Genomic DNA, 26,343 nt, shown 5'->3' on the forward strand with positions numbered 1-26,343 from the left:
GCCTCAGCTGGCGCGGGCCGCGCGCGGACCCGGCGCGCGCGTGACCCAGAGCCAGACGGCCGTGGCCGCGAGCAGCGCCAGCCCCGCCAGTTGCGTCACCGCGAAGGGCAGGAAGAGCCCGATCCCGCCCGCCCCCAGCAGCACGCGGGCGGCCAGGCCGAGGCGGGAGAACAGATAGCCCTCGATCGCGGCGTTGAGGGCGATGACGCCCAGTGCCACCGCCGCGACGGACAGGACCGTCTGCCAGACCGGTCCGATCATCAGCAGCGACGGCTGATAGATGAAAACGAAGGGCAGGATGAACGCGACCATCGCGATCCGGCAGGCGACGACGGCGATCATCACCGGATTGGCTTTCGCGATCGAGGCCGCCGCGAAGGCCGCGACCGCGACCGGCGGCGTGATCGCGGACATCGAGGCGATGTAGACGATGAAGAGATGCGCCGGCAGCACCGCGATGCCCAGCGCGATCAGGGCCGGCGCCGCCAGCACCGCCGAGAGCGCGTAGACCGCCGGGGTCGGCATGCCCATGCCGAGCACGATGATGACGAAGGCGGCGACGAGAATGGTCAGGATCGGGCTGCCGCCGGACATGTGGAACAGCCCAGAGCTGATCTTGCCCGTCAGGTCGGTCATCGAGAGCGTCCCGACTACAAGACCCGCGATGGCGCAGGCCACGCCGACGCCGATCATGCCCCGCATGCCGTCGCTCAGGCCGAAAAAGACCGTCTTGACCAGCCGGACCGGGTCGGGATGGCGCAGCAGGGCGACCGGGAGCAGGGCGGCGCAGGCGATGGCTCCCGCGAAGGCGGGCCGGTTCAGGCTCAGCACGCCCCAGACCAGAAGCCCGATCGGCAGGAGATAGGCCCAGTCGCGCCGCAGCACGGCCAGGATCGAGGGCGTCTCGCCCTCCGACATCGGCGAAAGCCCGTCCCGATGCGCCTTGAAATGCGCCGCAAGAAACACCGACTGGTAGTAGAGCAGGGCGGGGATGAGGGCCGACAGCGCGATCGTGGCATAGGGAATGCCGGTGAAGTCCGTCATCAGGAACGCGGCCGAGCCCATCACCGGTGGCAGCAGGGCGCCGCCCGTCGAGGCCGCGGATTCGATCGCGCCGGCATAGGTCCGGCTTGTCCCGGTCTTGATCATCAGGGGGATGCTGAAGGAGCCGGTGGTCACGACGTCGGCCGTCGGTGAGCCCGAGATCGATCCGTAGAGGCCCGACGAGACCACCGCGACCTTGCTGGCCCCGCCGACCTGCTTGCCGACCAGGCTGTTGGCGATGTCGTAGAAGAAATCGGCGCCGCCGATCCGGTCGAGCAAGGCCCCGAAGACGACGAAGACGACGACCAGAAAGGCCGCGACCTCGAGCGCCGGGCCGAACAGCCCGTTGGTCGAGAACACCAGATGGTCGACGATCTCCTGCGTGCTGAAGCCGCGATGGGCGAAGGAGCCGGTCAGCTTGCTGCCGAAGATCGCGTAGGCGAGGAAGGTCGCGACCAGCACGACGAGGATCATCCCGATGCAGCGCCGCGTCGCCTCCATCACCAGCGCGATCAGCACGATCGAGGCGGCGATGTCGGCGGTGGAGAGTTCGTCGATCATCGGCAGCCGCATCTCGTGGACCGGCTGCATCGCCACGAAGTAGCCGCAGGAGGCGATCGAGAGCGCGACCAACCCCCAGGCAAACCAGGAGCGGCCGGTCGGCCGCAGCGGGTTGGCCGTCGTCGTCAGGAAGGCCAGGGCGAGAACCGCTCCGAGGAACAGAAACAGGGCGATCTCGCGCTTGACATACCAGCCGAAGGAGATGGCGATCAGCAGCACGGCCGCTGCGAAGCCGACGACATGCACCGTCCACTGCTCCGGCGCGCCGAGCTGTCGGGATCGTCCCGGTGCGATCAGCTTCAGCAGGGCGAGCATCGTGGCGCCTCGTCCTCTCGATGGCGGAAAGGGAGGGACGATGCGCGCCTCACTTCAGCAGGCCGGCTTTCCGATAGGCGGCCTCTGCGCCGGGATGGAGCGCCAGCGGCGCGGTCTGCGTCAGGTTGACCGGCTCGAGCCGGGCCATCATCGCATGCGCCTGCCGCAGATAGTCGAAATGCTTGATCATGCCGTCGACGATCAGGGCGGCATCCTCGTTCTTCATCTCGGCCGAGGCGAAGAGAACGACGCTACCGGTGATCGTCGGCACCGCCGCCGGCTGGAAGGCATAGGTCCCCGCCGGCACGGTGATCGGCGCCGTGCCGAGCAGGGCGCCGAGCTTGGCGGTCGCGTCCGGCGAGATGCCGAGCATCTTGACCTTCATTTCGCGCGTCGCGCTGTTGATCTGGCCGGAGGGGAAAGCGAGCATGTTGATGATGACGTCGACCTGGCCGTTCTTCATCATCTCGAGGCCGGCATTGTAATCGACATGGTGGATGCGGCCGCCCCAGCCCTCGATGTCCTTGGCCGTGATGCCATAGGCCTTGAACACCTCTTCGCCGGTCACCGCCATCAGCGTGCCGCGCTGGTTGAGCGCGATCCGCACCGGCTTCTTCGCGGCGAGGATGCTCTCGAAGCTCTCGATGCCGGCGTCCTCGCGGACGAGGATCTGCACCGCCGCCTGCGGGTCGATCAGCGCAATGGCGCGCAGATTGGTGATCGGCGCCTTGAAGGGTTCCTCGCCGGCCTGCGCCCGCTTCACCAGCTGCGCATGGGCGATGCCGAGCTCGACCTTGCCGGTCGAGACCAGCTGGATGTTCGCGGCCTCGCGCCCCGGCTCATAGCCGAAGGCGGCGCCCGGCGATTCCCGTCGGATGGTTTCGCCGATGGCGTTGCCGATGGCGCTCCAGGCGCCGCCGACGGAGCCGCCGGTCAGGGTGATCTTCTTTGCCGGTGCGGTCTGTGCCGCCGCCGGAAACGCCCCGATTGCCAGCGCGGCCGCGACGAGCGTCGTGAAAGCCAGTCTCTTCATGGTTCCCCTCCCAGCCTCGTGTCGGACACGGCCCGGAAGCGGGCCGCCAACCGAAGGCCGCCGGCCGATAATGCCGGCGGATGATCTGACGTAGCTGCCGTTTCCCGGCGGCTTCAAGCCGCCTTGTCGAATGCTGACTTGCGCAGCACGATGGGGAGTTTGTTGGTGTGCATATGGGTTGTCAATGCTGCTCATCGCCCAAACGGGGAGCGTGCACTGCAGCAAATTTTTGCAACCTGCGCGGGACAACTATGATTGTCGTGCTGAAATCGTCGGCTGCTGCGCGAAGCCGGGCCTCGGCGCAACACATCGACCAATCCTTGCTTGACACATCCGGGCCCGCTTCGCATCGTTGGTACACAAACGGTCATCGGATCGGGCCATCCGTGCTATTCGCTCCCCATGGCGAAGCCCGCACGCGCTGGCGGGGCACAGGGCAGGGGCTGAGAATGTATGACCGTTTCACCACCCAGCGGCTGATCGATCTCTGGCTGAGCGAGGACATCGGCTCCTGCGACCTGACCGTCCAGGTCATGATCGAGCCGACGGAAACCGGCGCCTTCCGCATGAATGCCCGCGAATCGATGGTGATCGCGGGGCTCGACGTGGCGGCCGCCGTCTTCGCCCGCTACGAGCCGCGGCTGTCGGTCAAGGTCGAGGCCGCGGATGGCGACCGCGTCGAGAAGGGCGCGACGCTGATCCTGGTCGAGGGTCCGGCCCAGGGCATCCTCACCGCCGAGCGCACGGCGCTGAACATCGTCCAGCGGCTCTCGGGCATCGCCACCGAGACGGCGCGCTATGTCGACATCATCAAGGGCACGCGCGCCCGGTTGATCGATACCCGCAAGACCACGCCCGGCCTGCGCATGCTGGAGAAGCATGCGGTCGCCTGCGGCGGCGGGCTGAATCACCGCCTCGGGCTCGATAACGGCGTGATGATCAAGGACAATCACATCGCCGTCTGCGGCGGCATCGCCGAGGCGGTCGAGCGCGCCCGCCGCAAGCTGCCCGTCCTGACCAAGCTCGAGGTCGAGTGCGACCGGCTGGAGCAGGTGCGCGAGGCGGTCGCCGCCGGAGCCGACGTGATCATGCTCGACAACATGCCCGTGCCGGAGATGACGGAGGCGGTCGCCTATGTCGCCGGCCGCGCCAAGCTGGAAGCGTCGGGCGGCATCCGCTACGAGACGATCCGCGCCGTCGCCGAGACCGGCGTGGACTACATCTCGACCAGCAAGATCACCCAGTCGGCGCCCGCCGTGGACATCGGGCTCGACGAGGCCTGAAGGCGACCGGAACTCCATGCGGCCAGGCATCCTCTTCGTCGTCGTCGGGCCGAGCGGGGCCGGCAAGGATACGCTGATGGACGGGGCCCGGCGGGCCCTGGCGCAGGGCGGGCGCTTCGGCTTCGCGCGGCGCCTGATCACCCGCCCGGCCGATGCCGGCGGGGAGGACCACGAGGCGATCGACGAGGCCGGCTTCGCCGCGCTCGCGGCCAAAGGTGGTCTTCTCGTCTCATGGCAGGCGCATGGGCTGCACTACGGGCTGCGCGCCGCGCTGCGGGACGATCTCCTCGCCGGCCGCCACATCGTCGCCAATGGCTCGCGCGGGGTGCTGGAGACGCTCGCCGGCGCCGTGCCGCGGCTGATCATCATCAACGTCACCGCCTCGCCCGAGACGCTCGCCCGCCGTCTCGCCTCCCGCGGACGCGAGACAGCGCAGGACATCGCCGCGCGCCTCGCCCGCAAGCCGCCGCAATGGCCAGACGGCATCGAGACCATCGCGGTCTCCAACGATGGCACGGTCGAAGAGGGCATCGAGCATTTCCTGGCCGCCATCGACGCCGCCACCCGCCGCCTGTCGCTGAAGCCCGTTCCGATCGATGGCTGGCGCGACAGCATCGCCTATCTGCCTGGTGACAGCCTGCTCGGCGTTTCGGATTTCGACGGGCCGGGCAAGGTCGACGTCGCCGGCCCAATCGACGCGCAAGGAAAGCGAAGCAGTATCCGCGCCCGCGTCAACGTCGTCGAGGCCGGCTGGCTGCTGGAGCCACATGAGATCGGCCTGTCGCGCGAGGCCTTCGCGCAGCTTGGCCTGCCCGAAGGCAGCGAGATCACGCTGACACGCACCCCGCCGCAGCACAGCCGCGACGCGCTGCGCGCCAAGATCCAGGGCGCCGAGCTTGGCGCCGCCGACTACGCCATGCTGCTGCGCGACATCGTCGAGGGCCGCTACCCGGAAGGCGAGATCTCCGCCTTCCTCGTCGCCGCGACGCGCTCGCTCAGCGATGCCGAGGTCGCGGCGCTGGCCAGCGTGCGAGCCGGCTTCTCGACGCCGCTGCGCTGGGACGAGCCGATCGTCGTCGACAAGCATTCGATGGGCGGCATCCCCGGCAGCCGCATCACGCTCATCGTCGCGCCGATCGTCGCCGCCCATGGGCTGGCCATGCCCAAGACCTCCTCGCGCGCCATCACCTCGGCCGCCGGCACGGCCGATGCGATGGAGGTGCTGGCCAGGGTCGACCTGACGGAGGACGACGTCCGCCGCACGGTGGCGCAGGCGCGCGCCTGCATCGCCTGGAACGGCCGCCTCAATCACTCCGCCGTCGACGACGTGATGAACGCGATCACGCGCCCGCTCGGGATCGATTCCAACCGCTGGTCGGTCGCCTCGATCATCTCGAAGAAGCTGACGGCAGGCTCGACCCATGTCGTGGTCGACCTGCCCTATGGCCGCCGTGCCAAGCTCCACAGCGAGGCCGAGGCACGCGAACTCGGCGCGCTGTTCGAGAGCGTCGGGCGGTCCGTCGGCCTGCAGGTCGAGGCGGTCGCGACCTGCGGCGCCGGGCCGATCGGCCGCGGCATCGGGCCGGCGCTCGAGGTCCGCGACGTGCTCTGGGTGCTGGAGGGCGATGCCCAGGCCCCGGCCGATCTGCGCGAGAAGGCGCTCGACTTCGCCGGCCGAATCCTCGCCTGGGACCCGGCGATCGGCTCAGCGGTAGCGGGTCGCGCCCGGGCGGCCGAACTCCTGGCCTCGGGCGCGGCGCGCGCCGCTTTGGACGGGATCATTGCCGCCCAGGGACGCCGCGACATCGTCGCGAAGCCCGCAGCCCTCACCCACACCATGCGCGCCTCCCGCGCCGGGCGGATCAGCGAGATCGACGGCTGGCGCATCGCCGGCATCGCGCGCCGCGCCGGAGCCCCCTTCGACAAGAGCGCCGGCATCGACCTGCTGCGCGCCGTCGGCGACGACGTCACGGCCGGTGAGGGGCTCTTCACCATCCACGCCGCGGCGGCGCCCGATCTCGAGGCGGCAGTCGCGCTAGCGGCTGCGGATGAGGGGTTCGTCTTGGCCTGACCGTCAGGGCAACGAGCGCTTCAATGTCAGGATGCTGACCCACCACCGTCATCCTGGGCGGCCGCAGGCCGACCGGGATCCATCATCGGGCGCGACGGCTCTCTATGATGGATCCCGGCCTGCGCCGCTTCGCGGCTTGTCCAGGATGACGCGGGAGGTGGGTGGCGTTGCGATCACGGCCTCGGCATCTTCAGCGGGTCGATCGAGATCGCGCGCTTCAGCGTGCGCAAGCCGAAGGTCGTGCGCGTCTGGCGGATGCCGGGGATGCGGTAGAGCGTCTCGCGCAGGAAGCGCTCATAATGGTCGGTGCCGCTGACCACGACCTTGACGAGGTAATCGTATTCGCCGGTGACGAGATAGGCCTCGACCACCTCCGGAATCCGCGTCAGCGCCTCGCCGAAATGGTCGAGGATCTTGTCGTCATGCTTGTCGAGCGTGATCTCGACGAAGACGACATTGCCGAAGCCCAGCGCCTTCTGGTCGAGCACCGCGACGTATTTCTCGATCGCCCCGCTCTCCTCCAGCCGCTTCACCCGTGTCCAGCAGGGCGAGGGCGAGAGCCCGACCTTCTCGGCGAGTGCATTGACGGTCAGGCGGCCGTCCTCCTGAAGGGCGGAGAGAATCCGCAGATCGGTGGCGTCCGGTTCATCGCTCCGGCGGTTGCGTGGTATCACGGAAAATCATCCCGACTTTAAGTTACTGGGCAGACGATATTTCCGCAGACGGTTCCGGATGCAACCGATTTCGACAGGAATCTCCGCGAGCCCCGCGCTAGCCTGACGCCAAGAGGGATGCGTCGCCGCTCGCGACCAAGCCCCGCGGAAACGGACGGCTTGCCGTCCGGGCCGGACGGCGGAATGCTGGCCGACCGGACGAAACGGCGGATCAGGGACGGAGCGCATGACCGACACACCCCTTCGCTTTCACGTGCCGCAGCCGGCCTCCCGCCCGGGCGAGCAGCCGGACTTCTCCCATGTCGTGATCCCGCAGGCGGGGTCGGTCGAGCGGCCGCCCGTCGATGTCGATCCCAAGGCGATCCGCGACCTCGCCTATTCGATCATCCGCGTGCTGAACCGCGAGGGCGAGGCGGTCGGCCCCTGGGTGCCCGATCTCAGCCGGGACGACCTCATCCGCGGCCTGCGCCACATGATGACGCTGCGCACCTTCGATGCGCGCATGCAGATGGCCCAGCGCCAGGGCAAGACCTCTTTCTACATGCAGCACACCGGCGAGGAGGCGGTGAGCTGCGCCTTCCGCATCGCGCTCGAGCCCGGCGACATGAACTTTCCGACGTACCGCCAGGCCGGGCTGCTCATCGCCGACGACTACCCGCTCGTCGACATGATGTGCCAGATCTACTCCAACGAGCGCGACCCGCTGAAGGGCCGGCAGCTGCCGATCATGTACTCCTCGAAGCAGCACGGCTTCTTCTCGATCTCCGGCAATCTCGCGACGCAGTTCGTCCAGGCCGTCGGCTGGGCCATGGCCTCCGCGATCAAGGGCGACACCCGCATCGCCGCCGCCTGGGTCGGCGACGGCTCGACCGCGGAATCGGATTTCCACGCCGCGCTCGTCTTCGCCTCGACCTACAAGGCGCCCGTCGTTCTCAACGTCGTCAACAACCAGTGGGCGATCTCGACCTTCCAGGGCATCGCGCGCGGCGGCTCCGGCACCTTCGCGGCGCGAGGCCTCGGCTTCGGCATTCCGGCCCTGCGGGTCGACGGCAACGACTACCTCGCCACCTATGCCGTGGCGCAATGGGCGATCGAGCGCGCCCGCCGCAATCTCGGGCCGACGCTGGTCGAATACGTCACCTACCGCGCCGGCGCGCATTCGACCTCGGACGACCCCTCCGCCTATCGCCCCAAGCAGGAATCCGACGGCTGGCCGCTGGGCGATCCGCTGCTGCGGCTGAAGGAGCATCTGATCGCCATCGGCGCCTGGAGCGAGGAGCGCCATACGCAGACGCAGGCCGAGATCCTGGAGACGGTGATCGCGGCGCAGAAGGAGGCCGAGCGCTTCGGCACGCTGCATTCCGGCGGCAAGCCCTCGGCGCGCGACATGTTCGAGGGCGTCTATGCGGAGATGCCGCCGCATCTGCGCCGCCAGCGCCAGCAACTCGGAGTCTGACGCCATGCCGCGCATGACGATGATCGAGTCGATCCGCTCCGCCATGGATGTCTCGATGGCCCGCGACGAGAACGTCGTGGTCTATGGCGAGGACGTCGGCTTCTTCGGCGGTGTCTTCCGCTGCACCCATGGGCTGCAGCAGAAATACGGCGTCAGCCGCTGCTTCGACGCTCCGATCAGCGAGGCCGGCATCGTCGGCACCGCGATCGGCATGGCCGCCTATGGCCTGCGGCCCTGCATCGAGATCCAGTTCGCCGACTATGTCTACCCGGCCTATGACCAGATCGTCTCGGAGGCCGCGCGGCTGCGCTACCGCTCGAATGGCGATTTCACCTGCCCGATCGTGATCCGCATGCCGACCGGCGGCGGCATCTTCGGCGGCCAGACCCACAGCCAGAGCCCCGAAGCCCTCTTCACCCATGTCTCGGGCCTGAAGACCGTGGTGCCGTCGAACCCCTATGACGCCAAGGGCCTGCTGATCGCGGCGATCGAGGATCCCGACCCGGTGATCTTCCTCGAGCCCAAGCGTCTCTATAACGGCCCCTTCGACGGCCATCACGACCGCCCGGTCACGCCCTGGTCGAAGCATGAGCTCGGCGAGGTGCCCGAGGGGCATTTTGTCCTGCCGCTCGGCAAGGCCGCGATCCGCCGCGAGGGGTCGGCCTGCACCATCGTCACCTACGGCACCATGGTCCATGTCGCGGAAGCCGTCGCGCAGGAGACCGGCATCGACGCGGAGGTGATCGACCTGCGGACCCTCGTCCCGCTCGACCTCGACACCATCACAGCCTCCGTCGCCAAGACCGGCCGCTGCATGGTCCTGCATGAGGCGACGCTGACCTCGGGCTTCGGCGCCGAGCTCGCCGCGCTGGTCCAGGAGACCTGCTTCTACCATCTCGAGGCGCCGGTCAGGCGCGTGGCGGGCTGGGACACGCCTTATCCGCATGCCCAGGAATGGGCCTATTTCCCCGGCCCCGCCCGCGTCGGCCAGGCGCTGCGCGAGATCATGGAGAGCCGCTGATGGCCGAGCGCATCGTCAAGCTCCCCGATGTCGGGGAGGGCATCGCCGAGGCCGAGCTGGTCGAATGGCACGTCAAGGTCGGCGACATCATCCGCGAGGATGATTTGCTGGCCGCCGTGATGACCGACAAGGCGACCGTCGAGATTCCCGCCCCCGTCGACGGCAAGGTCACCTGGATCGGCGCCGAGATCGGCGACACGGTCGCGATCGGCTCGGCGCTGGTCAGGCTCGAGGTCGCGGGCGAGGGCGCAGCCACCGAAGCGCCGGCCGAGGACGCCGCGCCAGAACAGACTGCGGAGGCACCCGCAGCACAAGCGCCGGCCGCGTCGGCTCCCCGTCAGCCCGAGACGGCCGAGGAACCGCCGCGCGCGATGACCGTGCCGCGGCCCGCCAAGGCACTGGCGGGTGCCGCTGCTCCCGCTCCGGCCCTGCCGCGGCGCGCGCCGGGCGAACGGCCTCTGGCCTCTCCCGCTGTGCGGCTCAAGGCCCGCGAGGCCGGCATCGATCTGCGCCAGGTCGCCGGCACCGGCCCGGCCGGGCGCATCCTGCACGAGGACCTCGACGCCTTCCTGCTGCGCGGGCCCGAGGCCGAGCGCAAGCCCGGCCTCGCCGAGAAGACCGCCGTCAGCGAGGTCAAGGTCGTCGGCCTCCGGCGCAAGATCGCGGAGAAGATGGCGCTGTCGAAGGCGCGCATCCCGCACATCACCATCGTCGAGGAGGTCGACGTCCAGGCGCTGGAGGATCTGCGCGCGGTCCTCAACAGGAAGCCGACGCCCGAGCGCCCAAAGCTCACGCTTTTACCCTTCCTGATGCGCGCCATGGTCAAGGCCCTGGCCGAGCAGCCCAACCTCAACGCGCTCTATGACGACGAGGCGGGCATCGTGCGCCAGCATGCCGGCATCCATCTGGGCATCGCCACGCAGACGCCGGGCGGGCTGATGGTCCCCGTGGTGAAGCATGCCGAGGCGCGCGACATCTTCGGCTGCGCGCTGGAGCTCAACCGCATCGCCGAGCGCGCCCGGCAGGGCACCGCCACCCGCGACGAGCTGACCGGCTCGACCATCACCATCACCTCGCTGGGCACCATGGGCGGCATCGCCACCACGCCGGTGATCAACCACCCGGAGGTCGCCATCGTCGGCGTCAACAAGATGATGATCCGCCCGGTCTGGGACGGCACCACCTTCGTCCCGCGCAAGATGATGAACCTGTCCTCCAGCTTCGACCACCGCGTGGTCGACGGCTGGGACGCGGCCGTCTTCGTCCAGCGGCTCAAGGAGCTGCTGGAGAACCCGGCGACGCTGTTCATCGATGTCTGAGGGCGGAGCCGCATCATGATGACCGAGATCACCTGTAAGCTGCTCGTCATCGGCGCCGGGCCGGGTGGCTATGTCTGCGCCATCCGCGCCGGGCAGCTCGGCCTCGACACCGTCATCGTCGAGGCCGGCAAGCTCGGCGGCACCTGCCTGAATGTCGGCTGCATCCCCTCCAAGGCGATGATTCATGTCGCCGAGGAATACGAGAAGGCCGCCCACGCGGCCGCCGGCAGGACGCCCTTCGGCCTGACGGCGGGTGCGCCGGCGCTCGACTTCGCCAAGGCTGTCGCCTGGAAGGACGGCATCGTCGGCCGCCTCAACAACGGCGTCGCCGGTCTGCTTCGCAAGGCCAAGGTCAAGATCGTCCAGGGCCGCGCCCGCTTCCGTGATGGCAAGACCGTCGTGGTCGAGACCGAGACCGGCCCGAAGGTGATCCGCGCCGAGCGCATCGTCATCGCCACCGGCTCCGGGCCGGTCGAATTGCCCTTCCTGCCCTTCGGGGGCCGGTGATCTCCTCGACCGAGGCGCTGTCCCTTGCGGAAGTCCCGGAGCGTCTCGCCGTGGTCGGCGGCGGCTATATCGGGCTCGAACTCGGCATCGCCTTCGCCAAGCTGGGTAGCAAGGTCACCATCGTCGAGGCGAAAGGCCGCATCCTGCCGCTCTACGACGCGGAGCTGACCGCCCCCGTCGGCAAGCGGCTGACCGCCCTCGGCGTCGAGGTGCTGCTCGGCGCCAAGGCGCGCGGCGCCACGCCCGCGGGCGACGCGCTGCGGGTCGAGACGGCGGACGGGCAGGAGCGCCGCATCGCCGCCGACAGGATCCTCGTCACCGTCGGCCGGGCGCCGGCCACCGAAGCCCTCGGGCTGGAGGAGCTGGTGCTGGATCGGGACGGCCGCTTCATCCGCATCAACGACCGCTGCGAGACCTCGATGCGCGGCATCTTCGCGATCGGCGACGTCACCGGCGAGCCGATGCTGGCGCATCGCGCCATGGCGCAGGGCGAGATGGTGGCCGAGATCGCCGCCGGCCTGCCGCGCGCCTGGGACAAGCGCGCGATTCCCGCGATCTGCTTCACCGACCCCGAGATCGTCTCGGTCGGGCTTTCGCCCGAGGAGGCGCGGCGCACGGGGCAGGAGATCCGGATCGGCCAGTTCCCCTTCGCCGCCAATGGCCGGGCCATGACGCGCGATGGCGAGCTGGGCTTCGTCCGCATCGTCGCCCAGGCGCAGAACGGGCTGGTGCTCGGCATCCAGGCCGTCGGCTCCGGCGTCTCGGAACTCTCGACCGCCTTCGGCCTGGCGATCGAGATGGGCGCGACGCTGGAGGATGTCGCCGGCACGATCCACGCCCATCCGACGCAGGGTGAGGGCTTCCAGGAAGCGGCGCTCAAGGCGCTCGGCCACGCCATCCACATCTGAGCCGGCTGCGGCAAACCGTCCCGGCGCCGCGCGGCGAGGGATCATGCGGCGCGATGGCCCGTTGTTTCGACGAGGTGCGGGGCGTGGCAACGCCGATGCAGCCCGGCGATGCGCGCGCGGTGATTGCCTTTGACGGTCACGGCGCCCATCTCGAGCGAGTGCCCATTTTTGCGGCATAGTCTGGGAGAATGAGATGTCCGGCGAACACTGGCCGACCCTGTCGCCGCTGCAGACCGGCCTGCGCGGCCGCTGCCCGCGCTGCGGCAAGGGCCATCTCTTCGACGGCTTCCTGAAGATCAGGCCCTCCTGCGAGGTCTGCGGCCTGGACTATTCCTTCGCCGATCCGGCGGACGGTCCAGCCTTCTTCGTGATGATGTTCGTCTGCGTTCCCGCGGTCGCCTTCCCGCTCTGGCTCGAACTCGCCTACCAGCCGCCGACCTGGGTGCATCTGGTCACGACGCTGCCGCTCATCCTGCTGACCTGCATCCCGCCCCTGCAGCCGCTCAAGGGCTGGCTGGTGGCGGCGCAATATGTCCACAAGGCGGAAGAAGGGCGCCTCGCCCGCGCCGACGAGCCGCTGCCGCCGCCGCCGGCCTGAAGCAGCGGGCCGGCCTCACGCCACCTGCCGGCTCGACCCCTCGACCAGCACATAGGGCTCGCCGCCTGCCAGAGTTTCGACGCGGGCGCGAACGCCATAGACCTCATCGAGCAGGGCCGGCGTCACGATGGCGCGCGGGTCGCCCATCGCGATGAGCCGCGCATGGGCCAGGACCATGACCCGGTCGGCGAAGCGCAGCGCCTGGTTGAGATCGTGGATCGAGATCAGCACCAGCATGCCGCGCTCGCGCGCCAGCCGGCGCACCAGGCTGAGAACCTCGAACTGCCGGTGCAGGTCGAGCGCGCTGGTCGGCTCGTCGAGCAGCAGAACGTCGGGCTCGCGCACCAGCGTCTGCGCGATCGAGACGAGCTGGCGCTGCCCGCCGGAGAGTTCGCCCAGGCCCCGGAACGCCAGATCCTCGATCTCGAGGTCGCGCAGCACGCTGTCGATGCGGCGCAGCTCCTCGTCGCTGACCGACCAGGTGCCGCCCTGCTTGAGCGCGAGCAGGATCGATTCATAGACCGTGAGCACGGCATTCACCGCCGTATCCTGCGGCAGGTAGCAGCATTGCGGCGTGGCCCGGCCGGCGACGCGGCTGGTGCCGCCGAGGCTGACCGTGCCGTCCCCGGAGGCCAGCCCGGCGATGCGCCGGAACAGGCTCGATTTGCCGGCGGCATTGGCGCCGATCAGCGCCACGACCTCGCCGCCGCGCAGATCGGCGGCGTCCACGTCGCTGAGGACGCGGCGCCTGCCATAGGCGACGCCGACGCCGCTGAGGGTGAGCTGGACCATCAGAGCCTCACCATGACCGTTTCCGGCTCGTCATGATCAGGCTGAAGAAGAACGGCACCCCGATCAGCGCGGTGACGATGCTGATCGGGAAGATCAGGCCCGGGATCAGCGACTTCGACACCACCGAGGAGGCCGAGAGGATCGCGGCTCCCGCCAGCGCCGAGGCCGGCAGGAAGAAGCGCTGGTCCTCGCCGATCACCATGCGCGCGATATGGGGGCCGACGAGCCCGATGAAGCCGATCGTCCCGACGAAGGAGACCGGCACGGCGGCGAGCAGGCTGACCAGCAGCATGATCTCGAGCCGTAAGCGGCGGACATTGATGCCGAAGCTCGCCGCCTTGTCGTCGCCCAGCCGCAGCGTCGTCAGCGCCCAGGCCCGGCGCAGGAAGAAGGGCAGGGTGAACAGCAGCACCGCCGTGGTGATGCCGAGCTTGTGCCAGTTCGCCTTGGTCAGCGAGCCCATGGTCCAGAACACGACCGCGCCCAGCGCCTGCTCGGAGGCGAAGAACTGCAACAGCGAGAGCAGCGCGTTGAAGGTGAAGACCAGCGCGATGCCGAGCAGGATCACGGTCTCGGTCGTCACCCCGCGCTGCTGGCTCAGCACATGGATCAGCATCGCCGCGCCCATCGCCATGATGAAGGCGTTGATCGGCACGATGTAGTCGACCGCGAAGGGTACCAGCGCGACGCCGAAGACCAGCGCCAGCGCCGCCCCGAAGGAGGCCGCCGCCGAGATGCCGAGCGTGAAGGGGCTGGCCAGCGGGTTGTTCAGGATCGTCTGCATCTGCGCGCCGGCGATCGCGAGCGCAGCCCCGGTCACCACCGCCATCAGCGCCACCGGCAGCCGGATGTCCCAGATCACCACGCGCAGCGCCGCCGGCGCTTCCGAGGGGTTCATCAGCGTCGCCAGCACCTGGCCGGCGTCGTAGCGCGCCGGGCCCAGCATCAGGTCGACGACGAGGCTCGCCAGCAGCAGGCCGAACATCGCCAGCAGGATCAGCCGCCGCCGCAGCGTCAGCGCGCGATAGGCGATCCCGGCCGGCCGGCCCGCGGCGGCGACGGTCGCGCTCACTTGCGGTCCACCGTGACCCAGTAGCCCGGCTGGTAGGGCAGGGGCAGGAAGCGCTCATGCAGCGTCTTCAGCGTCGCCTCGGCATCGAGGTCCTTGAACAGCTCCGGATGCAGCCAGGTCGCGATCTCCTGGATCGCCACGAACTGGTAGGGGCTGTTGTAGAACTGGTGCCAGATGGCGTGCACGCGCCCGTCCTTCACCGCCTTGGTCTGGCTGAAGGCCGGCCGCCTGGCGAGGCCCGCCAGCTTGCGGCGCGCTTCGATCAGGTCGCTGCCCGGCCCCAGGCCGACCCAGGCCCCGCCCGGCACATAGGCGCCCCAGTTGCCGCCGGTGATGACCACGACGTCGGGGTTGGCGGCGACGACCGCCTCGGGATTGACCGTGCCGAAGGTGCCCGGGATCAGGTCGGAGGCGAAGTTCTTGCCGCCGGCGATGTCGACCATCTTGCCGAAATTCTCGTTGCCGAAGGACATGCAGCAATCGTCGCTGTAGCCGCCGGCCCGCTCCATCATCACCAGCGGGCGCTTCAGCCCCTGGACCTTGGCGAGCCGGTCGGTGACACGGGCGATCTCGGCGGCGCGGAAGGTGATGAAGTCCTCGGCGACCTTCTCCCGGCCGAAGAGCTTGCCCATCAGCCGCAGCGACGGCTCGGTGTTCTGGAAGGGCTTCTCGCGGAAATCCACATAGACCACGGGGATGCCGACCGAAGCCAGCTTCTCGACCAGGCTGGCCTCGTCGCTGGCGACCTTGGCCTCGATGTTGAGCAGCAGCACGTCCGGCTTGAGCGCGATCGCCTGCTCGATGTCGAAGGCGCCTTCCTTCATGCCGCCGAAGCTCGGCAGCTTCGCGATCTGCGGGTAGCGGGCGAGATACTGCTTGTAGCTGTCGGGATCGGCCTTGGGCAGGTCGTCGCGCCAGCCGACGACGCGCTTGAACGGGTCCTCCTTGTCGAGCGCGGCGACGACGTACATCTGCCGGCCCTCGCCGAGGATGACGCGGCGGACCGGCGCCTCGACCTCGACCTTGCGGCCGAGCACATCGGTGACAGTGACCGTCTCGGCGAAGGCGGACGGGCCGCCGGTCATGAGCGAGGCGGCGACCGTAGCGGCAGCGAGCAGGGCGCGAAGGAAGGACATCGACGATCTCCGGCAAAAGTGGCCGGCTCGTAGATCTGACCCAGTACAGGGTCAAGATTTATCTTTTAGAATTATTGCAAACAAAAAGCGTGGTAGCGTTTTCGCGAGTAATCGACCGTACAAGGGCCGTTGCGGTCGAAACGACTTGCAGCGTCCCGGTTTCCGTGGTTTTCGCAGGCGACAGCCCCGGATCGGAAGTGCCGGCCATGACGACCCTGCATCACAATCTCAGCCTCAAGGACGAAATCCGCGACTTCTGGTCGATGCGGTCCGAAACCTTCGACACCATGCCCGGCCACGAGATTTTCTCCGTGGCGGAGCGGCAGGCCTGGCTCGCCCTGTTCGCGCGCCATCTCGGCCGCCCGCCGGCCGGCGCCAAGGCGCTCGACCTCGCCAGCGGCACCGGTGTCATCTCCCTGCTGCTGGCCGATCTCGGCTATGCCGTCACCGGGCTCGACCTGTCCGAGCCCATGCTCGCCCGCGCCCGCGCCAAGACGGTCGGCAAGCCGATCCGCCTCTATGCCGGCGATGCCGAGGATACGCTGGAAGCCTCCGACAGCTACGACGCCGTGGCGACGCGCCATCTCGTCTGGACCCTGCCCGATCCACCGGCCGCCTTCCGCGAATGGCATCGCGTGCTCAAGCCCGGCGGCCGCGTCGCCATCGTCGATGTCGACATGACCAATCCGCGCCCCGGCAACGGCAAGGCCCTGCGGCTGCTGGCGAAGCTCGCCCGCGTGGTCTCGGCGCCGAAACCGCCGCCGCCCTACAAGGCGGCCCATGACGACATCGTCTCGCGCGTCTATTTCGCGAAGGGCTGCCGGCCGGAGGAGATCGCCCGGCTCTTGGCCGAGGCGGGCTTCGTCGATGTCGCGGTTGATCGCGACCTGCGCGCCATTCACCGGGCGCAGGGGCGCTTCATGCCGCTGCATCAGCGGCTGGAGCGCGCCAGTCAGGACCGCTTCATCGTCTCAGCCCGCAAGCCCTGAGGCGCGGGGGCTACCAGCGGAGCAAGCGCGGTCCGGCGAGCGCCCCGAGCCCCCCGGCCACGGCCATCGCCAGCGGATACCAGGTGGCGAGGAAGGGCACGGCGTCTTCCGGACAGTGCAGCGCGTAGGCGAGCGTCGCCAGCCCCGCCGCCCCGACCCCGGCCGCGATCCCCGTCAGGCGCGGGCGCACCGGCGCGCCGCGCCGGGCCAGGACGAACAGCCCGGCCAGCGGCAGCAGCGCATAGAGCGGCACCAGCACGAGGCAGGCGGACCAGCTTTGCCCGAGCATGAGCGCGGGCCAGGCCGGCATCGGCTGGGTCACCAGCACGGCAACCGCCCAGGCGAGCACGGCCGCGACCGGCAGCAGGACGAGCGTGAGCACGCCCGCCGCCGCCCGGCCCGGCCGCAGGCTGCGCTGGAAGGCGATGAGCGCGAGCCCGGCCACGGTGGCGCCCAGGGCGAATTTGGCGAGAACGGGCAGCGTCATGGCCGCCGCGGCGAGATCGAGCCGCGGCCCGACCATCACCAGGACGGCCGTCGAGCAGGCGGCGAGCCCGGCCAGCGCGGTCAGGCCCGTCGCGCGGGCGAAGCCCGCCATCTCGACGGGGCCGGTGTCGCTGGCGAGAAGGGTGACGAGATCGTCGGTTTTCATGGCGCTGTCGAAACCTGCGGGGGCCTGCTGCTGGTCTGGAAGTTCGGCGGCGGTGCGGAAAAGGTTACGCGGCTCAGGGGGCGAAAGATCATGGCGTCCGCGTCCCGCGGCGGCTGAGGACCTTCGCCATCGCTTTCAGACCACGATGCAGCGCGACCTTGGCGGCGTTTTCGGTCATGCCGGTGGCCTGGGCCGCTTCGGCGAGGCTCCCGCCCTGGAGCTTCACGCGATCGATCAGCGTCCGCGTCCGTTCCGGCAGGGCGGCGAGAGCGCGCGCGACATCGAGCCTGGCATCGCTGGCGGCTCCGCCGGGTTCCGGCTGGGAGAGCGCCTCGTCGTCGATCGGCAGATGGCCGCGATGCCGGCCGGAGCGGCGCAGATGGTCGATCAGCTTGTAGCGGGCGATGGCATGCGCCCAGGCCGAGACGGGCACCGCCGGGTCGTAGGTGTGGCGCGACAGATGCAGCGCCAGCAGCGTCTCCTGCAGCACGTCCTCTGCCTCCTCGGCGCTGGCGAGACCGGCCCGCGCCAGATGCCCGCGCAGGAAGCCGCGCAGCCGCCCCCCGATCAGGTCGAGAAAGCGGCGATAGGCGGCAGCGTCGCCCTCGAGCCCGGCCATGAAGGCGGGGTGCAGCACGGCTTCGAAATCGTCGAGCGACACGGGCGGTGAGGGGTCCGGAACGGGGAGGCAGACCTTCTCCTTGCACGGCTTTTCCACCGCTCACAAGCCGGCGAGCGAGCCTCGCGGTCGCGCCCGAACGCCGCTAGCGTCGGCTTCGGGCGCGGCCGGCGATCGGCGGGCCGGCCATGGAGCCGATCGATGATCAGCCGCTGGCCGCTCTGGCTCGCTCTCGCCGGCCTTGTTCTGGCCGGCCCCGGCCGCGCCGATCCGGTCGAGGCCTGCCCGGGCGAGCGGGGCTGCCAGGTCGAGGGCGGGCATTACCGGCTGGTCCTGCCCGATGCGGCTCCTGCGGCTCCTCTCGCGGCGCTGATGTTCTTCCATGGCTGGCAGGGCTCGGCCGAGGAAACGGTAGCCGATCCTGGCCTGCGGGCGCTGGCGACGCGGCTCGGCATCGCGCTGATCGCGCCCGACGGCGCCGGGCGCACCTGGTCCTATCCCGGGTCGCCGGGCCGGCACCGCGACGAATTCGCCTTCGTCGGCCGGGTGCTCGACGATGTCGCGGCGCGCTTTCCGGTCGATTCCCGCCGGATCATGGCGAGCGGCTTCTCGCAGGGCGGCTCGATGGTCTGGTATCTCGCCTGCCGGACGCCGGAGCGCTTCCGGGCCTTCGCGCCGGTCGCCGGTGCCTTCTGGGAGCCGTTGCCCGCCTCCTGCACCGGGCCACGGCCCGCCCTGATCCACACCCATGGCACGGCGGATGGGACCGTGCCGCTCGCCGGCCGCGCCCTGCGCAGCGGCTTCCGCCAGGGGGATGTCTTCAGGAGCCTCGCCATTCTCGATCCGCAGGCGAAGGCGGTGACGGTGGCGGATTTTGCCCCCTCGCCGAATGCGCTCTCCTGCCTGCGGCTGAGCGCGGCTAACACGACGCCCTTCGAACTCTGCCTGCACGCGGGCGGCCATGTCGTCGATCCCGCCTGGATCGAGCGGGCCTGGCGGCTGACGATGGGCGGGCCGGAGCCACGCGCCGATCACCTTTCCGTGAAGCGGTAACCGCGGGAGGGGCCGCCGCGATTGTCATCCTGAATCGCCGGCTTGGGCGCTTCGCCTGCGAGGAGTTGCCTGCATGACGATCCAGACCCCACCGCCAGCCCCTATGACGGCCGGCACGGCCACGCTGACGGGCGCCGACATCATCGCGGCGAGGCTGGCGGCGGCAGGCGCGACCCATGCCTTCGGCATCCCCGGCGGCGAGGTGCTGGCGCTGGTCGATGCACTCGGGCGCGCGGGCATCCGCTTCGAACTCGCGCGGCACGAGAACGCCGCGGGCTTCATGGCCGAGGGGCTCTGGCACGTCACGGGCGCGCTGCCCGTTCTGGTGGCGACGCTGGGGCCCGGCGTCAGCAACGCCGTCACCGCGGTCGCCCATGCCCAGCAGGACCGGGTGCCGCTGATCTTCATCACCGGCTGCGTCGATCAGGCGCTCGCCGAGAGCTACACCCACCAGGTCTTCGACCATCAGGCGGTGCTGCGCCCGCTGGTCAAGGCGAGCTTCCGCGCCGCGCCCGGCACCGAGGCGCTGGTCGTCGACAAGGCGCTCGCCATCGCCCGCTCCGGCCGGCCGGGCCCGGTTCATATCGACCTGCCCATCGCCGTCGCCGAGGCGCCCGCCACGGCGCTTCCGCCGCCGCCGGCCGCCCCGGTGGCTGTCGGCGTGCCCGCCGATCTCGACCGCGCGGTGGCGCTGCTCGCCGGGGCACGCCGGCCGCTCGTCCTCGCCGGGCTCGACCTCGTCAACGAGAGCGCCGCCGCCTCCCTCGCCCGGCTGATCGACCGGACCGGCGCGCCGCTGCTGACCACCTACAAGGGCAAGGGGTTGCTGCCCGAGGACGATCTGCGCGTCATCGGCGGCGTCGGCCTCTCGCCAAAGGCCGACGCGCTGGTCCGCCCGCTGATCGAAGCGGCCGACCTCATCGTGCTGGCGGGCTATGACCCGATCGAGATGCGCCAGGGCTGGCGCAACCCCTGGCCGGCCGACAAGCCGGTCATCGACATCGTCGCCCAGGCGCTGCCGCATGGCATGCACCGCGCGACGCTGACGCTCGAAGGGCATGTCGGCACGATCCTCAACCGGCTGGCCGAGCGGCTCTCGCCCGCGCCGGTCTGGGAGCGGGGCGAGCCGGCGGCGGTCCGCGCCGCCTTCCGCCGCGCCTTCGCGGCCCCCGACGGCTGGGGCCCGCATGCCGTCTTCGAGACGCTGCGGGCGGTCGCCCCATCCGGCACGGTCGCGACGGCGGATTCGGGCGCCCATCGCATCCTGCTCTCGCAGCTCTGGTCCTGCGACGGGCCGCGCCGCCTGCTGCAGTCGACCGGGCTCTGCACCATGGGCTGCGCCCTGCCGCTCGCAACCGGCGCCGCGATGGGCAGTGGACAGCCGACGCTCTGCTTCGTCGGTGATGCCGGGCTCGAAATGGTGCTGGGCGAACTCGCGACGCTGCGCGATCTCGCTGTGCCCGTCGTCGTGGTCGTGCTGGTCGACGAGGCGCTCGGCCTGATCGCGTTGAAGCAGAAGCAGATGGGGCTGGCCCGCGCCGGTGTCGATCTCGGCCTCAGCGACTTCGCGGCGATCGCGCGCGCCTTCGGCGGCCATGGTGCGACGGTGGGAGATCGCGCGACGCTCGCCCGCGAGGCGGCCGCCGCCTTCGCGCGGCCCGGCTTCAGCCTGCTCGCCTGCCGCATCGACGCCGCCGCCTATGAGGGGGCCTTCTGATGGCTGCGCCGGCACCCACCTCGAAGCGCCCGCGCGACGAGCGCCTCGACCTGTTTCGCGGCATCACCATGCTGATCATCTTCGTCGCCCATGTGCCGGCGAACAGCTGGAACGCCTGGATTCCCGCCCGCTTCGGCTTTTCGTCCGGTGCCGAACTCTTCGTCTTCTGCTCCGGCTTCGCCAGCGCGCTCGCTTTTGGGGCGACCTTCGTCCGGAGGGGCTGGTGGCTCGGTACGGCGCGCATCCTGCAGCGCCTCTGGCAGGTCTACTGGGCCCATGTCGGCCTCGTCGTGGCGCTGGTGGCGCTCGCCACGCTGCTCGACACGCTGGTCGGCAGCGCCGAGCTGGGGCGCCAGTTCGCGCCGCTGATGACGGATCCGGAGAGGGCCCTGTTGGGCCTCGTCACGCTGACCTGGCAGCCCGACTATCTCGACATCCTGCCGATGTATCTCGTCATCCTGGCGCTCATCCCGCTCGCCATCGCACTGCGGCGGCTTCACCCCTGGCTGCCCTTCCTGATGGTGGCGCTGCTCTATGCCCTGGTCTGGACGGAAGGGCTCAACCTCCCCGGCAACCCCTGGAACGGCGCCGGCTGGTTCCTCAATCCCTTCGCCTGGCAGGCGATCTTCTTCATCGGCTTCTTCATCGCGATGAAGTGGCTGCCCGTGCCGCCGCTGCGCCGGCCCGTCCTGCTGCTGGCGGCGGCTGTCTTCGTGATCCTGTCCGTCCCCTTCTCCTTCTGGGGCATCCTGGAGCATTGGCCGGCGGGCCGGGAGCTGCGCGAGCTCGTGCTCCCGGCGGCCTCGGAGAAGAGCAACCTCCACCCGCTGCGGATCCTGCATTTCCTGGCGCTCGCCTACCTCGTGCTGAGCGCGATCGAGCCGGTTCGCGATCGGCTCGACGCCGGTCTCGGCCATCTGTTGATTCTGATCGGCCGGCAGTCGCTCGCGGCCTTCCTCGCGAGCATCGTGCTCGCGCGGCTTGCCTGGACGGCGTCGGAGATCGCGGGGCATGACGGGCTCGCCGTCGCCCTGCTCAACCTCGCGGGCTTCGCCGCCATCCTCGGCGTCGCCTGCGTCGTCGCGTGGTTCAAGCGCGCGCCCTGGGCCGGCTCGCCGCCCGCGCCGCGCGAGATGCCGGCCGAGAGGCCTGCGACGGCCCCATCACGCCTGCGTGAAGCAAGTTGAACGGCGGTTGATCGCGCCGCTGCGAACTCCTCTTTGAGCGGCGAGGTCGGGCTTCGCCGGAAACGAGAGTGAGCCCCATGTTCTTCGACCTCTGCGGCAACAGGATCGGCGTCGCCAATGATGCAGCCAGGCTCGCCTGGGATGAGACGCTGGAAGCGGTGCTGGCCCATGCCGCGTCCGCGCCCGAGCACCTCGCCCGGACGCTCGCCGCCGATCCGGGCTTTGCGCTGGCTCATGCCGCCAGGGGGCTGATGCTGCTCTCGCTTGCCCGGCCCGAATTGCTGGGCACGGCGCGCGACTGCCTCGCTCAGGCCCGCCGCGCCAGCGCCGAGCGGCCGGTGACGCCGCGCGAAGCGCGGTTCGTGGAAGCCCTCGGCCTCTGGCTCGACGACAGGCCGCGCCGCGCCGCCCAGGCGCTGGAGGCGGTACTGGCCGAGCATCCCCACGACGTGCTGGCGCTCAAGCTCTCGCACGGCATCCGCTTCATGCTCGGCGACCAGGGCGAGATGCTGTCCTGCCTGCGCCGGGTCGTGCCGCATTTCTCGGCCGGGCACCGGCTGAGCGGCTATGTCTTCGGCTGCTACGCCTTTGCGCTAGAGGAGCGCGGCTTCTACCGCGAGGCCGAGGCCGCCGGGCGCCGCGCCGTCGAATGGGCGCCGCGCGACGCCTGGGGGCGCCATGCCGTCGCTCATGTGCTGGAAATGACGGGACGTACCGAGGAAGGTGTCGCCTGGCTGGCCGACAGCGCGGGCTGGGCCCATGCCAACAACTTCCGCTTCCACATCACCTGGCATCTCGCCCTGTTCCGGCTCGAGCGCGGCGAGACGGCGGAGGTGCTGCGCCTCTATGACGAGGGCATCCGGGCCGAGCAGACCGACGATTACCGTGACATCGCCAATGGCGCCGCGCTGCTGGCCCGCCTCGATTATGCGGGCGTCGATGTCGGCTCGCGCTGGGAAGAACTGGCGACGAAGGCCGAGGCGCGCATCGACGACCGCCGCCTCGTCTTCGCCGATCTGCACTATGCGCTGGCCCTGCTCGGCGCCGGGCGCGACGGAGCGGCCGGCACCATCGCGCGGGGGCTTGCCACCGACGCACACGGCCATGCCAGCGGCGAGCGGCGCGAGGCCGCCCGCAGCGGCGCGCTCGCCGCCCACGGGCTGATCGCCTTCCACGAAGGCGACTATGGCGAGGCCGCACGCCTGCTGGGCGCCGCGCGGAGTGGCCTGGGTGCCATCGGCGGCAGCCATGCCCAGCGCGACCTCTTCGAGCAGGCCTATGTCGAGAGCCTGATCCGCTCCGGCGCACAGGACCGCGCGTCCTCTGTGCTGCGCGAGCGGCTGGCGCGCCGCGGCGGGCACAATCTCTTCGCCAGCCGCCGGCTCGCCCGCCTGGGCAAGGCCCGCACGGGGCTGGCGGCGCTCGCCCTTTCCGCCATCCCGATCGCCATCGCGCACTGACCCCAGGAGGCCGACGCCATGATCTCTCACCGCTCCGCGCTGATCGGCCGTCGCGGGCTGCTGGCCCTGGTCGCGCTCCTGGCCCTGCCGGGCGTCGCCGCCGCGCCGGCCATGACCGGAAAGCCCGTGAACACGCTGGGCTCGGCGGAAGGCATCGCGATCCGCGGCTATGACCCCGTCGCCTATTTCCGCGATGGTGGCCCACGCCGGGGCTCGCCCGAGCACGCCGTCCGCCATGACGGCGCCACCTGGCATTTCGCCACCGCCGCCAACCGGGCGCTCTTCCTGGCCGATCCGGAGCGCTACAAGCCGGCCTATGGCGGCTTCTGCGCCTATGGCACCTCGCGCGGCTATCTCGTGAAGATCGAGCCCGAGGCCTGGTCGATCGTCGAGGGCCGCCTCTACCTCAATTACGATCTCGACGTGCGGGACACCTGGTCGAAGGACACTAGGACCTATCTGGCGCGCTCCGACCGGAACTGGAAGCATCTCACGGCGCGGGACATCCGTTGAAGCGCGCGCTCAGTCGGCCGTCAGTGCCTCGACGGCTCGCCGGATGAACGGCGCCGCGAAGACCACCACGGGCAGCATCATCGCCCAGGACAGAAACCAGGCCGACAGCCAGCGCTGCAGGACAGGGGCGGCCCCCGGACCGGCCATGACGGCAACGCCCGAGGCGACGGCCGAGGTCAGTCCGGCCTGGATCACGCCGAAGAGGATGTGTGCGTAACGCCTGGGAATGGCCATGACTGCGGCTCCGCGGTGGGATCGAAGCCACTGAAAGCCACTTTCATGCCAGGGATGGCGCGTCAGATCGAGCGCGTCAGCCCGCCATCGACGCGGATGTTCTGGCCGGTGATGTAGCCGGCATCCGGCGACAGCAGGAAGGCGATGGTGCCGGCGATCTCGTCGCTGCGGCCATAGCGCTGCATCGGCACGCGCTGGCGCCGCTCCTCCGTCGCCGGCAGGCTGTCGATCCAGCCCGGCTGGACGTTGTTCATGCGGATGTTGTCGGCGCCATACTGGTCGACAAAGATCTTGGTGAAGGTCGCGAGCCCCGCCCGCGCCATCGCCGAGGTCGGGAACATCGCCTCGGGCTCGAAGGCCCAGGCCGTGGTGATGTTGACGATCGCGCCGGATTTCTGCGCCTGCATGATCGGTGTCACCAGCCGGATCGCCCGTAACGCGCTCAGGAAATAGACGTCGAGCCCGCGCTGCCAGTCCTCGTCCTTGATCTCGAGCAGCGGCCCACGAGGCCCGTGGCCGGCGCTGTTGACCAGCGCGTCGACGCGGCCCCAGCGCTCCATCGTGAGGTCGACCAGGCGCTTCACGTTGTCGCCGGAGAGGTTCGAGCCGGTGACCCCGAGCCCGCCCAACTCTTGCGCCAGCGCCTCGCCCTTGCCGGATGAGGAGAGGATCGCGACGTCGTAGCCGTCCTTCGCGAGGCGGCGCGCCGTCGCCGCGCCCATGCCGCTGCCGCCCGCCGTGACGATCGCCACCTTCTTGGTCATGTCGGTCTCCTCGCTTGTCTCGCGCTCGTTGTAGCAAATAGGCTGCCGTTGCGGATAGGGGCTCTCGTCAGGATGCAGGCCCGGGCGGAACGTCGTTGCGTCGCCCGATACGCCTGTTGCGAGTGAGCGGAGCCCTCGCCCGGCCTCGGATGCCCAAGACGCCGACCGCGGCGAGCCGCGGCTGGCACGAGCCTTGCCTCGGATAAAAGCCACCCAGAATGGCCTTCACAAATCAAAAAACAGGGGAACGAAGACCGATGCAGATGCCGAATCTCAGGAAGACCGCCGCGCTCCTGGCCTTCGCGGCCGCCACCATCGGCCTGTCGATGGAAGCCTCGGCGCAGGCGACGCTCGCCCAGATCAAGGCGAGGGGCGCCCTCAACTGTCAGGTCGGCCCGTCGACGGCGGGCTTCTACTCGCTGGGCGCCGACGGCAGCTGGTCGGGCATGGACGTCGACATCTGCCGCGGTCTGGCGGCGGCGATCTTCGACGATCCCAAGAAGGTCCAGTACCAGTCGGTGACCTCCGCCGTGCGCTTCACCGCGCTCGCCAACGGCGAGTCCGACGTGCTTTCGCGCACGACGACCTGGACGGCGGTGCGCGACACCCAGCTCGGCCTCGAATTCGCGGGCGTGAATTTCTACGACGGCCAGGGCTTCATGGTGCCCAAGGCCTCGAACATCAAATCCGCCAAGGAGCTCAACGGCGCCACCGTCTGCGTGCTGACCGGCACGACGACGGAGCTCAACCTGGCCGACTATTTCCGCGCCAACAACATGACCTTCAAGCCGGTCACCAACGAGAACATCAACGTTCTCGTCGAGACCTATCTGTCGGGCGGTTGCGACGCCTACACCAACGACAAGTCCAGCCTCGCCTCGCGCCGGTCGTCGCTGGCCAAGCCCGACGAGCACATCCTCCTGCCCGAGACGATCTCCAAGGAGCCGCTCGGTCCGGTCGTCCGCCATGGCGACGCCAATTGGGGCGACATCGTCCGCTGGACGCTGTTCGGCATGATCGAGGCCGAGGAACTCGGCGTCACCTCGGCCAATGTCGCCGAGATGGCGAAGTCGGCGAACCCCAACATCCGCCGCCTGCTCGGCGTCGAGGGCAATATCGGCGAGGGAATGGGTCTGCCCAAGGACTTCATGGCCCGGGTGCTGAAGCATGTCGGCAATTACGGCGAGAGCTACGAGCGCAATGTCGGCGTCAAGACGCCGGTCAACATCCCGCGCGACGGCTCGCTGAACGCCCTCTGGACCAAGGGCGGCATCCTCTACCCGATGCCGTTCCGGTGATCGCGGCGGCTGCTCCCGCACGCGCAGCCTGACCGGCCAACCGTCTTCCGCGCCCGTCCAGGGCAGG

The 26,343-nt window shown here is 69.8% G+C and carries 23 protein-coding genes and 1 pseudogene; 14 read left to right on the forward strand and 10 right to left on the reverse strand.

What is annotated here, in order from left to right:
- Window positions 1–3: 3 nt before the first annotated feature.
- A complete protein-coding gene (locus tag BSY19_RS07065) occupies window positions 4–1,920 on the reverse strand; it encodes a TRAP transporter permease (RefSeq protein WP_083247451.1) in 1,917 nt (638 codons plus the stop codon).
- 49 nt (window positions 1,921–1,969) lie between these two features.
- Window positions 1,970–2,953 (reverse strand): TAXI family TRAP transporter solute-binding subunit, encoded by a 984-nt coding sequence (locus tag BSY19_RS07070; protein WP_069053537.1) that lies wholly within the window; start codon window positions 2,951–2,953, stop codon window positions 1,970–1,972.
- A gap of 449 nt (window positions 2,954–3,402) precedes the next feature.
- Here BSY19_RS07070 and nadC point away from each other — a divergent pair, with 449 nt between their 5' ends.
- Together nadC and phnN are read left to right on the forward strand one after the other, a co-directional pair.
- Window positions 3,403–4,236 (forward strand): carboxylating nicotinate-nucleotide diphosphorylase, encoded by an 834-nt coding sequence (gene nadC / locus BSY19_RS07075; protein WP_069053538.1) that lies wholly within the window; start codon window positions 3,403–3,405, stop codon window positions 4,234–4,236.
- A 16-nt stretch (window positions 4,237–4,252) separates the two neighbouring features.
- Window positions 4,253–6,307 (forward strand): phosphonate metabolism protein/1,5-bisphosphokinase (PRPP-forming) PhnN, encoded by a 2,055-nt coding sequence (phnN, locus tag BSY19_RS07080; protein ID WP_069053539.1) that lies wholly within the window; start codon window positions 4,253–4,255, stop codon window positions 6,305–6,307.
- 173 nt (window positions 6,308–6,480) lie between these two features.
- Here phnN and BSY19_RS07085 read toward each other — a convergent pair whose 3' ends face one another.
- The gene (locus tag BSY19_RS07085; protein WP_069053540.1) at window positions 6,481–6,981 is read right to left on the reverse strand and encodes an Lrp/AsnC family transcriptional regulator; all 501 of its coding nucleotides are present in this window, start codon (window positions 6,979–6,981) and stop codon (window positions 6,481–6,483) included.
- 226 nt (window positions 6,982–7,207) lie between these two features.
- On the opposite strand from BSY19_RS07085, the gene BSY19_RS07090 reads away from it, so the two are divergent.
- The 5 genes and pseudogenes from BSY19_RS07090 (at window position 7,208) to BSY19_RS07110 (ending at window position 12,790) form a co-directional block, all read left to right on the forward strand.
- Complete coding sequence (locus BSY19_RS07090) at window positions 7,208–8,437, forward strand: 3-methyl-2-oxobutanoate dehydrogenase (2-methylpropanoyl-transferring) subunit alpha (RefSeq protein ID WP_069053541.1); 1,230 nt, start codon at window positions 7,208–7,210, stop codon at window positions 8,435–8,437.
- A gap of 4 nt (window positions 8,438–8,441) precedes the next feature.
- The gene (locus BSY19_RS07095; protein WP_069053542.1) at window positions 8,442–9,458 is read left to right on the forward strand and encodes an alpha-ketoacid dehydrogenase subunit beta; all 1,017 of its coding nucleotides are present in this window, start codon (window positions 8,442–8,444) and stop codon (window positions 9,456–9,458) included.
- On the forward strand, window positions 9,458–10,777 hold the full coding sequence (locus BSY19_RS07100) for a dihydrolipoamide acetyltransferase family protein (protein ID WP_069053543.1): 1,320 nt from the start codon (window positions 9,458–9,460) through the stop codon (window positions 10,775–10,777). The genes BSY19_RS07095 and BSY19_RS07100 overlap by 1 nt, the downstream gene beginning before the upstream one ends.
- Before the next feature lie 18 nt (window positions 10,778–10,795).
- Window positions 10,796–12,192: pseudogene (gene lpdA / locus BSY19_RS07105) on the forward strand (dihydrolipoyl dehydrogenase).
- 193 nt (window positions 12,193–12,385) lie between these two features.
- The gene (locus BSY19_RS07110; RefSeq protein ID WP_069053544.1) at window positions 12,386–12,790 is read left to right on the forward strand and encodes a DUF983 domain-containing protein; all 405 of its coding nucleotides are present in this window, start codon (window positions 12,386–12,388) and stop codon (window positions 12,788–12,790) included.
- Window positions 12,791–12,805: 15 nt separating this feature from the next.
- On the opposite strand, the gene BSY19_RS07115 is transcribed toward BSY19_RS07110, so the two are convergent.
- From BSY19_RS07115 to BSY19_RS07125, 3 genes are read right to left on the reverse strand one after another with little or no spacing between them, the layout of a single operon-like run.
- Window positions 12,806–13,582 carry an ABC transporter ATP-binding protein gene (locus BSY19_RS07115; RefSeq protein WP_069053545.1) on the reverse strand — a complete coding sequence of 259 codons (777 nt, stop codon included), beginning with the start codon at window positions 13,580–13,582 and terminating at the stop codon, window positions 12,806–12,808.
- Window positions 13,583–13,589: 7 nt separating this feature from the next.
- On the reverse strand, window positions 13,590–14,654 hold the full coding sequence (locus tag BSY19_RS07120; protein ID WP_236840483.1) for a FecCD family ABC transporter permease: 1,065 nt from the start codon (window positions 14,652–14,654) through the stop codon (window positions 13,590–13,592).
- Window positions 14,651–15,739 (reverse strand): ABC transporter substrate-binding protein, encoded by a 1,089-nt coding sequence (locus BSY19_RS07125; RefSeq protein WP_236840555.1) that lies wholly within the window; start codon window positions 15,737–15,739, stop codon window positions 14,651–14,653. Before BSY19_RS07125 ends, BSY19_RS07120 begins: the two co-directional genes overlap by 4 nt.
- 257 nt (window positions 15,740–15,996) lie before the next feature.
- On the opposite strand from BSY19_RS07125, the gene BSY19_RS07130 reads away from it, so the two are divergent.
- Entirely contained in the window at window positions 15,997–16,779 is a 783-nt protein-coding gene (locus tag BSY19_RS07130; RefSeq protein ID WP_069053547.1) for a class I SAM-dependent methyltransferase, read from the forward strand.
- A 10-nt stretch (window positions 16,780–16,789) separates the two neighbouring features.
- Here BSY19_RS07130 and BSY19_RS07135 read toward each other — a convergent pair whose 3' ends face one another.
- On the reverse strand, window positions 16,790–17,431 hold the full coding sequence (locus BSY19_RS07135) for an NrsF family protein (protein WP_069053548.1): 642 nt from the start codon (window positions 17,429–17,431) through the stop codon (window positions 16,790–16,792).
- 88 nt (window positions 17,432–17,519) lie between these two features.
- Window positions 17,520–18,092 (reverse strand): sigma-70 family RNA polymerase sigma factor, encoded by a 573-nt coding sequence (locus BSY19_RS07140; RefSeq protein WP_236840484.1) that lies wholly within the window; start codon window positions 18,090–18,092, stop codon window positions 17,520–17,522.
- Window positions 18,093–18,251: 159 nt separating this feature from the next.
- Here BSY19_RS07140 and BSY19_RS07145 point away from each other — a divergent pair, with 159 nt between their 5' ends.
- The 5 genes from BSY19_RS07145 (at window position 18,252) to BSY19_RS07165 (ending at window position 23,980) form a co-directional block, all read left to right on the forward strand.
- Entirely contained in the window at window positions 18,252–19,103 is an 852-nt protein-coding gene (locus BSY19_RS07145) for a CE1 family esterase (RefSeq protein WP_069053549.1), read from the forward strand.
- A gap of 73 nt (window positions 19,104–19,176) precedes the next feature.
- The gene (locus BSY19_RS07150) at window positions 19,177–20,820 is read left to right on the forward strand and encodes a thiamine pyrophosphate-binding protein (RefSeq protein WP_236840485.1); all 1,644 of its coding nucleotides are present in this window, start codon (window positions 19,177–19,179) and stop codon (window positions 20,818–20,820) included.
- On the forward strand, window positions 20,820–22,007 hold the full coding sequence (locus BSY19_RS07155; RefSeq protein ID WP_069053550.1) for an OpgC family protein: 1,188 nt from the start codon (window positions 20,820–20,822) through the stop codon (window positions 22,005–22,007). The genes BSY19_RS07150 and BSY19_RS07155 overlap by 1 nt, the downstream gene beginning before the upstream one ends.
- A gap of 77 nt (window positions 22,008–22,084) precedes the next feature.
- Window positions 22,085–23,467 (forward strand): tetratricopeptide repeat protein, encoded by a 1,383-nt coding sequence (locus tag BSY19_RS07160; RefSeq protein WP_069053551.1) that lies wholly within the window; start codon window positions 22,085–22,087, stop codon window positions 23,465–23,467.
- A gap of 18 nt (window positions 23,468–23,485) precedes the next feature.
- On the forward strand, window positions 23,486–23,980 hold the full coding sequence (locus BSY19_RS07165) for a YHS domain-containing (seleno)protein (RefSeq protein ID WP_083247453.1): 495 nt from the start codon (window positions 23,486–23,488) through the stop codon (window positions 23,978–23,980).
- Between the two features lie 9 nt (window positions 23,981–23,989).
- Here BSY19_RS07165 and BSY19_RS07170 read toward each other — a convergent pair whose 3' ends face one another.
- Window positions 23,990–24,214 carry a DUF2798 domain-containing protein gene (locus tag BSY19_RS07170; protein WP_069053552.1) on the reverse strand — a complete coding sequence of 75 codons (225 nt, stop codon included), beginning with the start codon at window positions 24,212–24,214 and terminating at the stop codon, window positions 23,990–23,992.
- A gap of 62 nt (window positions 24,215–24,276) precedes the next feature.
- On the reverse strand, window positions 24,277–24,978 hold the full coding sequence (locus tag BSY19_RS07175) for an SDR family oxidoreductase (protein WP_069053553.1): 702 nt from the start codon (window positions 24,976–24,978) through the stop codon (window positions 24,277–24,279).
- Between the two features lie 263 nt (window positions 24,979–25,241).
- On the opposite strand from BSY19_RS07175, the gene BSY19_RS07180 reads away from it, so the two are divergent.
- Window positions 25,242–26,276: an amino acid ABC transporter substrate-binding protein gene (locus tag BSY19_RS07180; protein WP_069056918.1), complete on the forward strand. Its 1,035-nt coding sequence runs from the start codon at window positions 25,242–25,244 to the stop codon at window positions 26,274–26,276.
- Window positions 26,277–26,343: the final 67 nt, after the last annotated feature.

The sequence above is a fragment of the Bosea sp. RAC05 genome, assembly GCF_001713455.1.
Classification (GTDB): domain Bacteria; phylum Pseudomonadota; class Alphaproteobacteria; order Rhizobiales; family Beijerinckiaceae; genus Allobosea.

Coding starts and splice junctions, on each gene's coding strand:
- BSY19_RS07065 (WP_083247451.1), bottom strand. CDS start 1,920: ATGCTCGCCCTGCTGAAGCTGATCGCACCGGGACGATCCCGACAGCTC.
- BSY19_RS07070 (WP_069053537.1), bottom strand. CDS start 2,953: ATGAAGAGACTGGCTTTCACGACGCTCGTCGCGGCCGCGCTGGCAATC.
- nadC (WP_069053538.1), top strand. CDS start 3,403: ATGTATGACCGTTTCACCACCCAGCGGCTGATCGATCTCTGGCTGAGC.
- phnN (WP_069053539.1), top strand. CDS start 4,253: ATGCGGCCAGGCATCCTCTTCGTCGTCGTCGGGCCGAGCGGGGCCGGC.
- BSY19_RS07090 (WP_069053541.1), top strand. CDS start 7,208: ATGACCGACACACCCCTTCGCTTTCACGTGCCGCAGCCGGCCTCCCGC.
- BSY19_RS07095 (WP_069053542.1), top strand. CDS start 8,442: ATGCCGCGCATGACGATGATCGAGTCGATCCGCTCCGCCATGGATGTC.
- BSY19_RS07100 (WP_069053543.1), top strand. CDS start 9,458: ATGGCCGAGCGCATCGTCAAGCTCCCCGATGTCGGGGAGGGCATCGCC.
- BSY19_RS07110 (WP_069053544.1), top strand. CDS start 12,386: ATGTCCGGCGAACACTGGCCGACCCTGTCGCCGCTGCAGACCGGCCTG.
- BSY19_RS07115 (WP_069053545.1), bottom strand. CDS start 13,582: ATGGTCCAGCTCACCCTCAGCGGCGTCGGCGTCGCCTATGGCAGGCGC.
- BSY19_RS07125 (WP_236840555.1), bottom strand. CDS start 15,739: ATGACCGGCGGCCCGTCCGCCTTCGCCGAGACGGTCACTGTCACCGAT.
- BSY19_RS07130 (WP_069053547.1), top strand. CDS start 15,997: ATGACGACCCTGCATCACAATCTCAGCCTCAAGGACGAAATCCGCGAC.
- BSY19_RS07135 (WP_069053548.1), bottom strand. CDS start 17,431: ATGAAAACCGACGATCTCGTCACCCTTCTCGCCAGCGACACCGGCCCC.
- BSY19_RS07145 (WP_069053549.1), top strand. CDS start 18,252: ATGATCAGCCGCTGGCCGCTCTGGCTCGCTCTCGCCGGCCTTGTTCTG.
- BSY19_RS07150 (WP_236840485.1), top strand. CDS start 19,177: ATGACGATCCAGACCCCACCGCCAGCCCCTATGACGGCCGGCACGGCC.
- BSY19_RS07155 (WP_069053550.1), top strand. CDS start 20,820: ATGGCTGCGCCGGCACCCACCTCGAAGCGCCCGCGCGACGAGCGCCTC.
- BSY19_RS07160 (WP_069053551.1), top strand. CDS start 22,085: ATGTTCTTCGACCTCTGCGGCAACAGGATCGGCGTCGCCAATGATGCA.
- BSY19_RS07165 (WP_083247453.1), top strand. CDS start 23,486: ATGATCTCTCACCGCTCCGCGCTGATCGGCCGTCGCGGGCTGCTGGCC.
- BSY19_RS07170 (WP_069053552.1), bottom strand. CDS start 24,214: ATGGCCATTCCCAGGCGTTACGCACACATCCTCTTCGGCGTGATCCAG.
- BSY19_RS07175 (WP_069053553.1), bottom strand. CDS start 24,978: ATGACCAAGAAGGTGGCGATCGTCACGGCGGGCGGCAGCGGCATGGGC.
- BSY19_RS07180 (WP_069056918.1), top strand. CDS start 25,242: ATGCCGAATCTCAGGAAGACCGCCGCGCTCCTGGCCTTCGCGGCCGCC.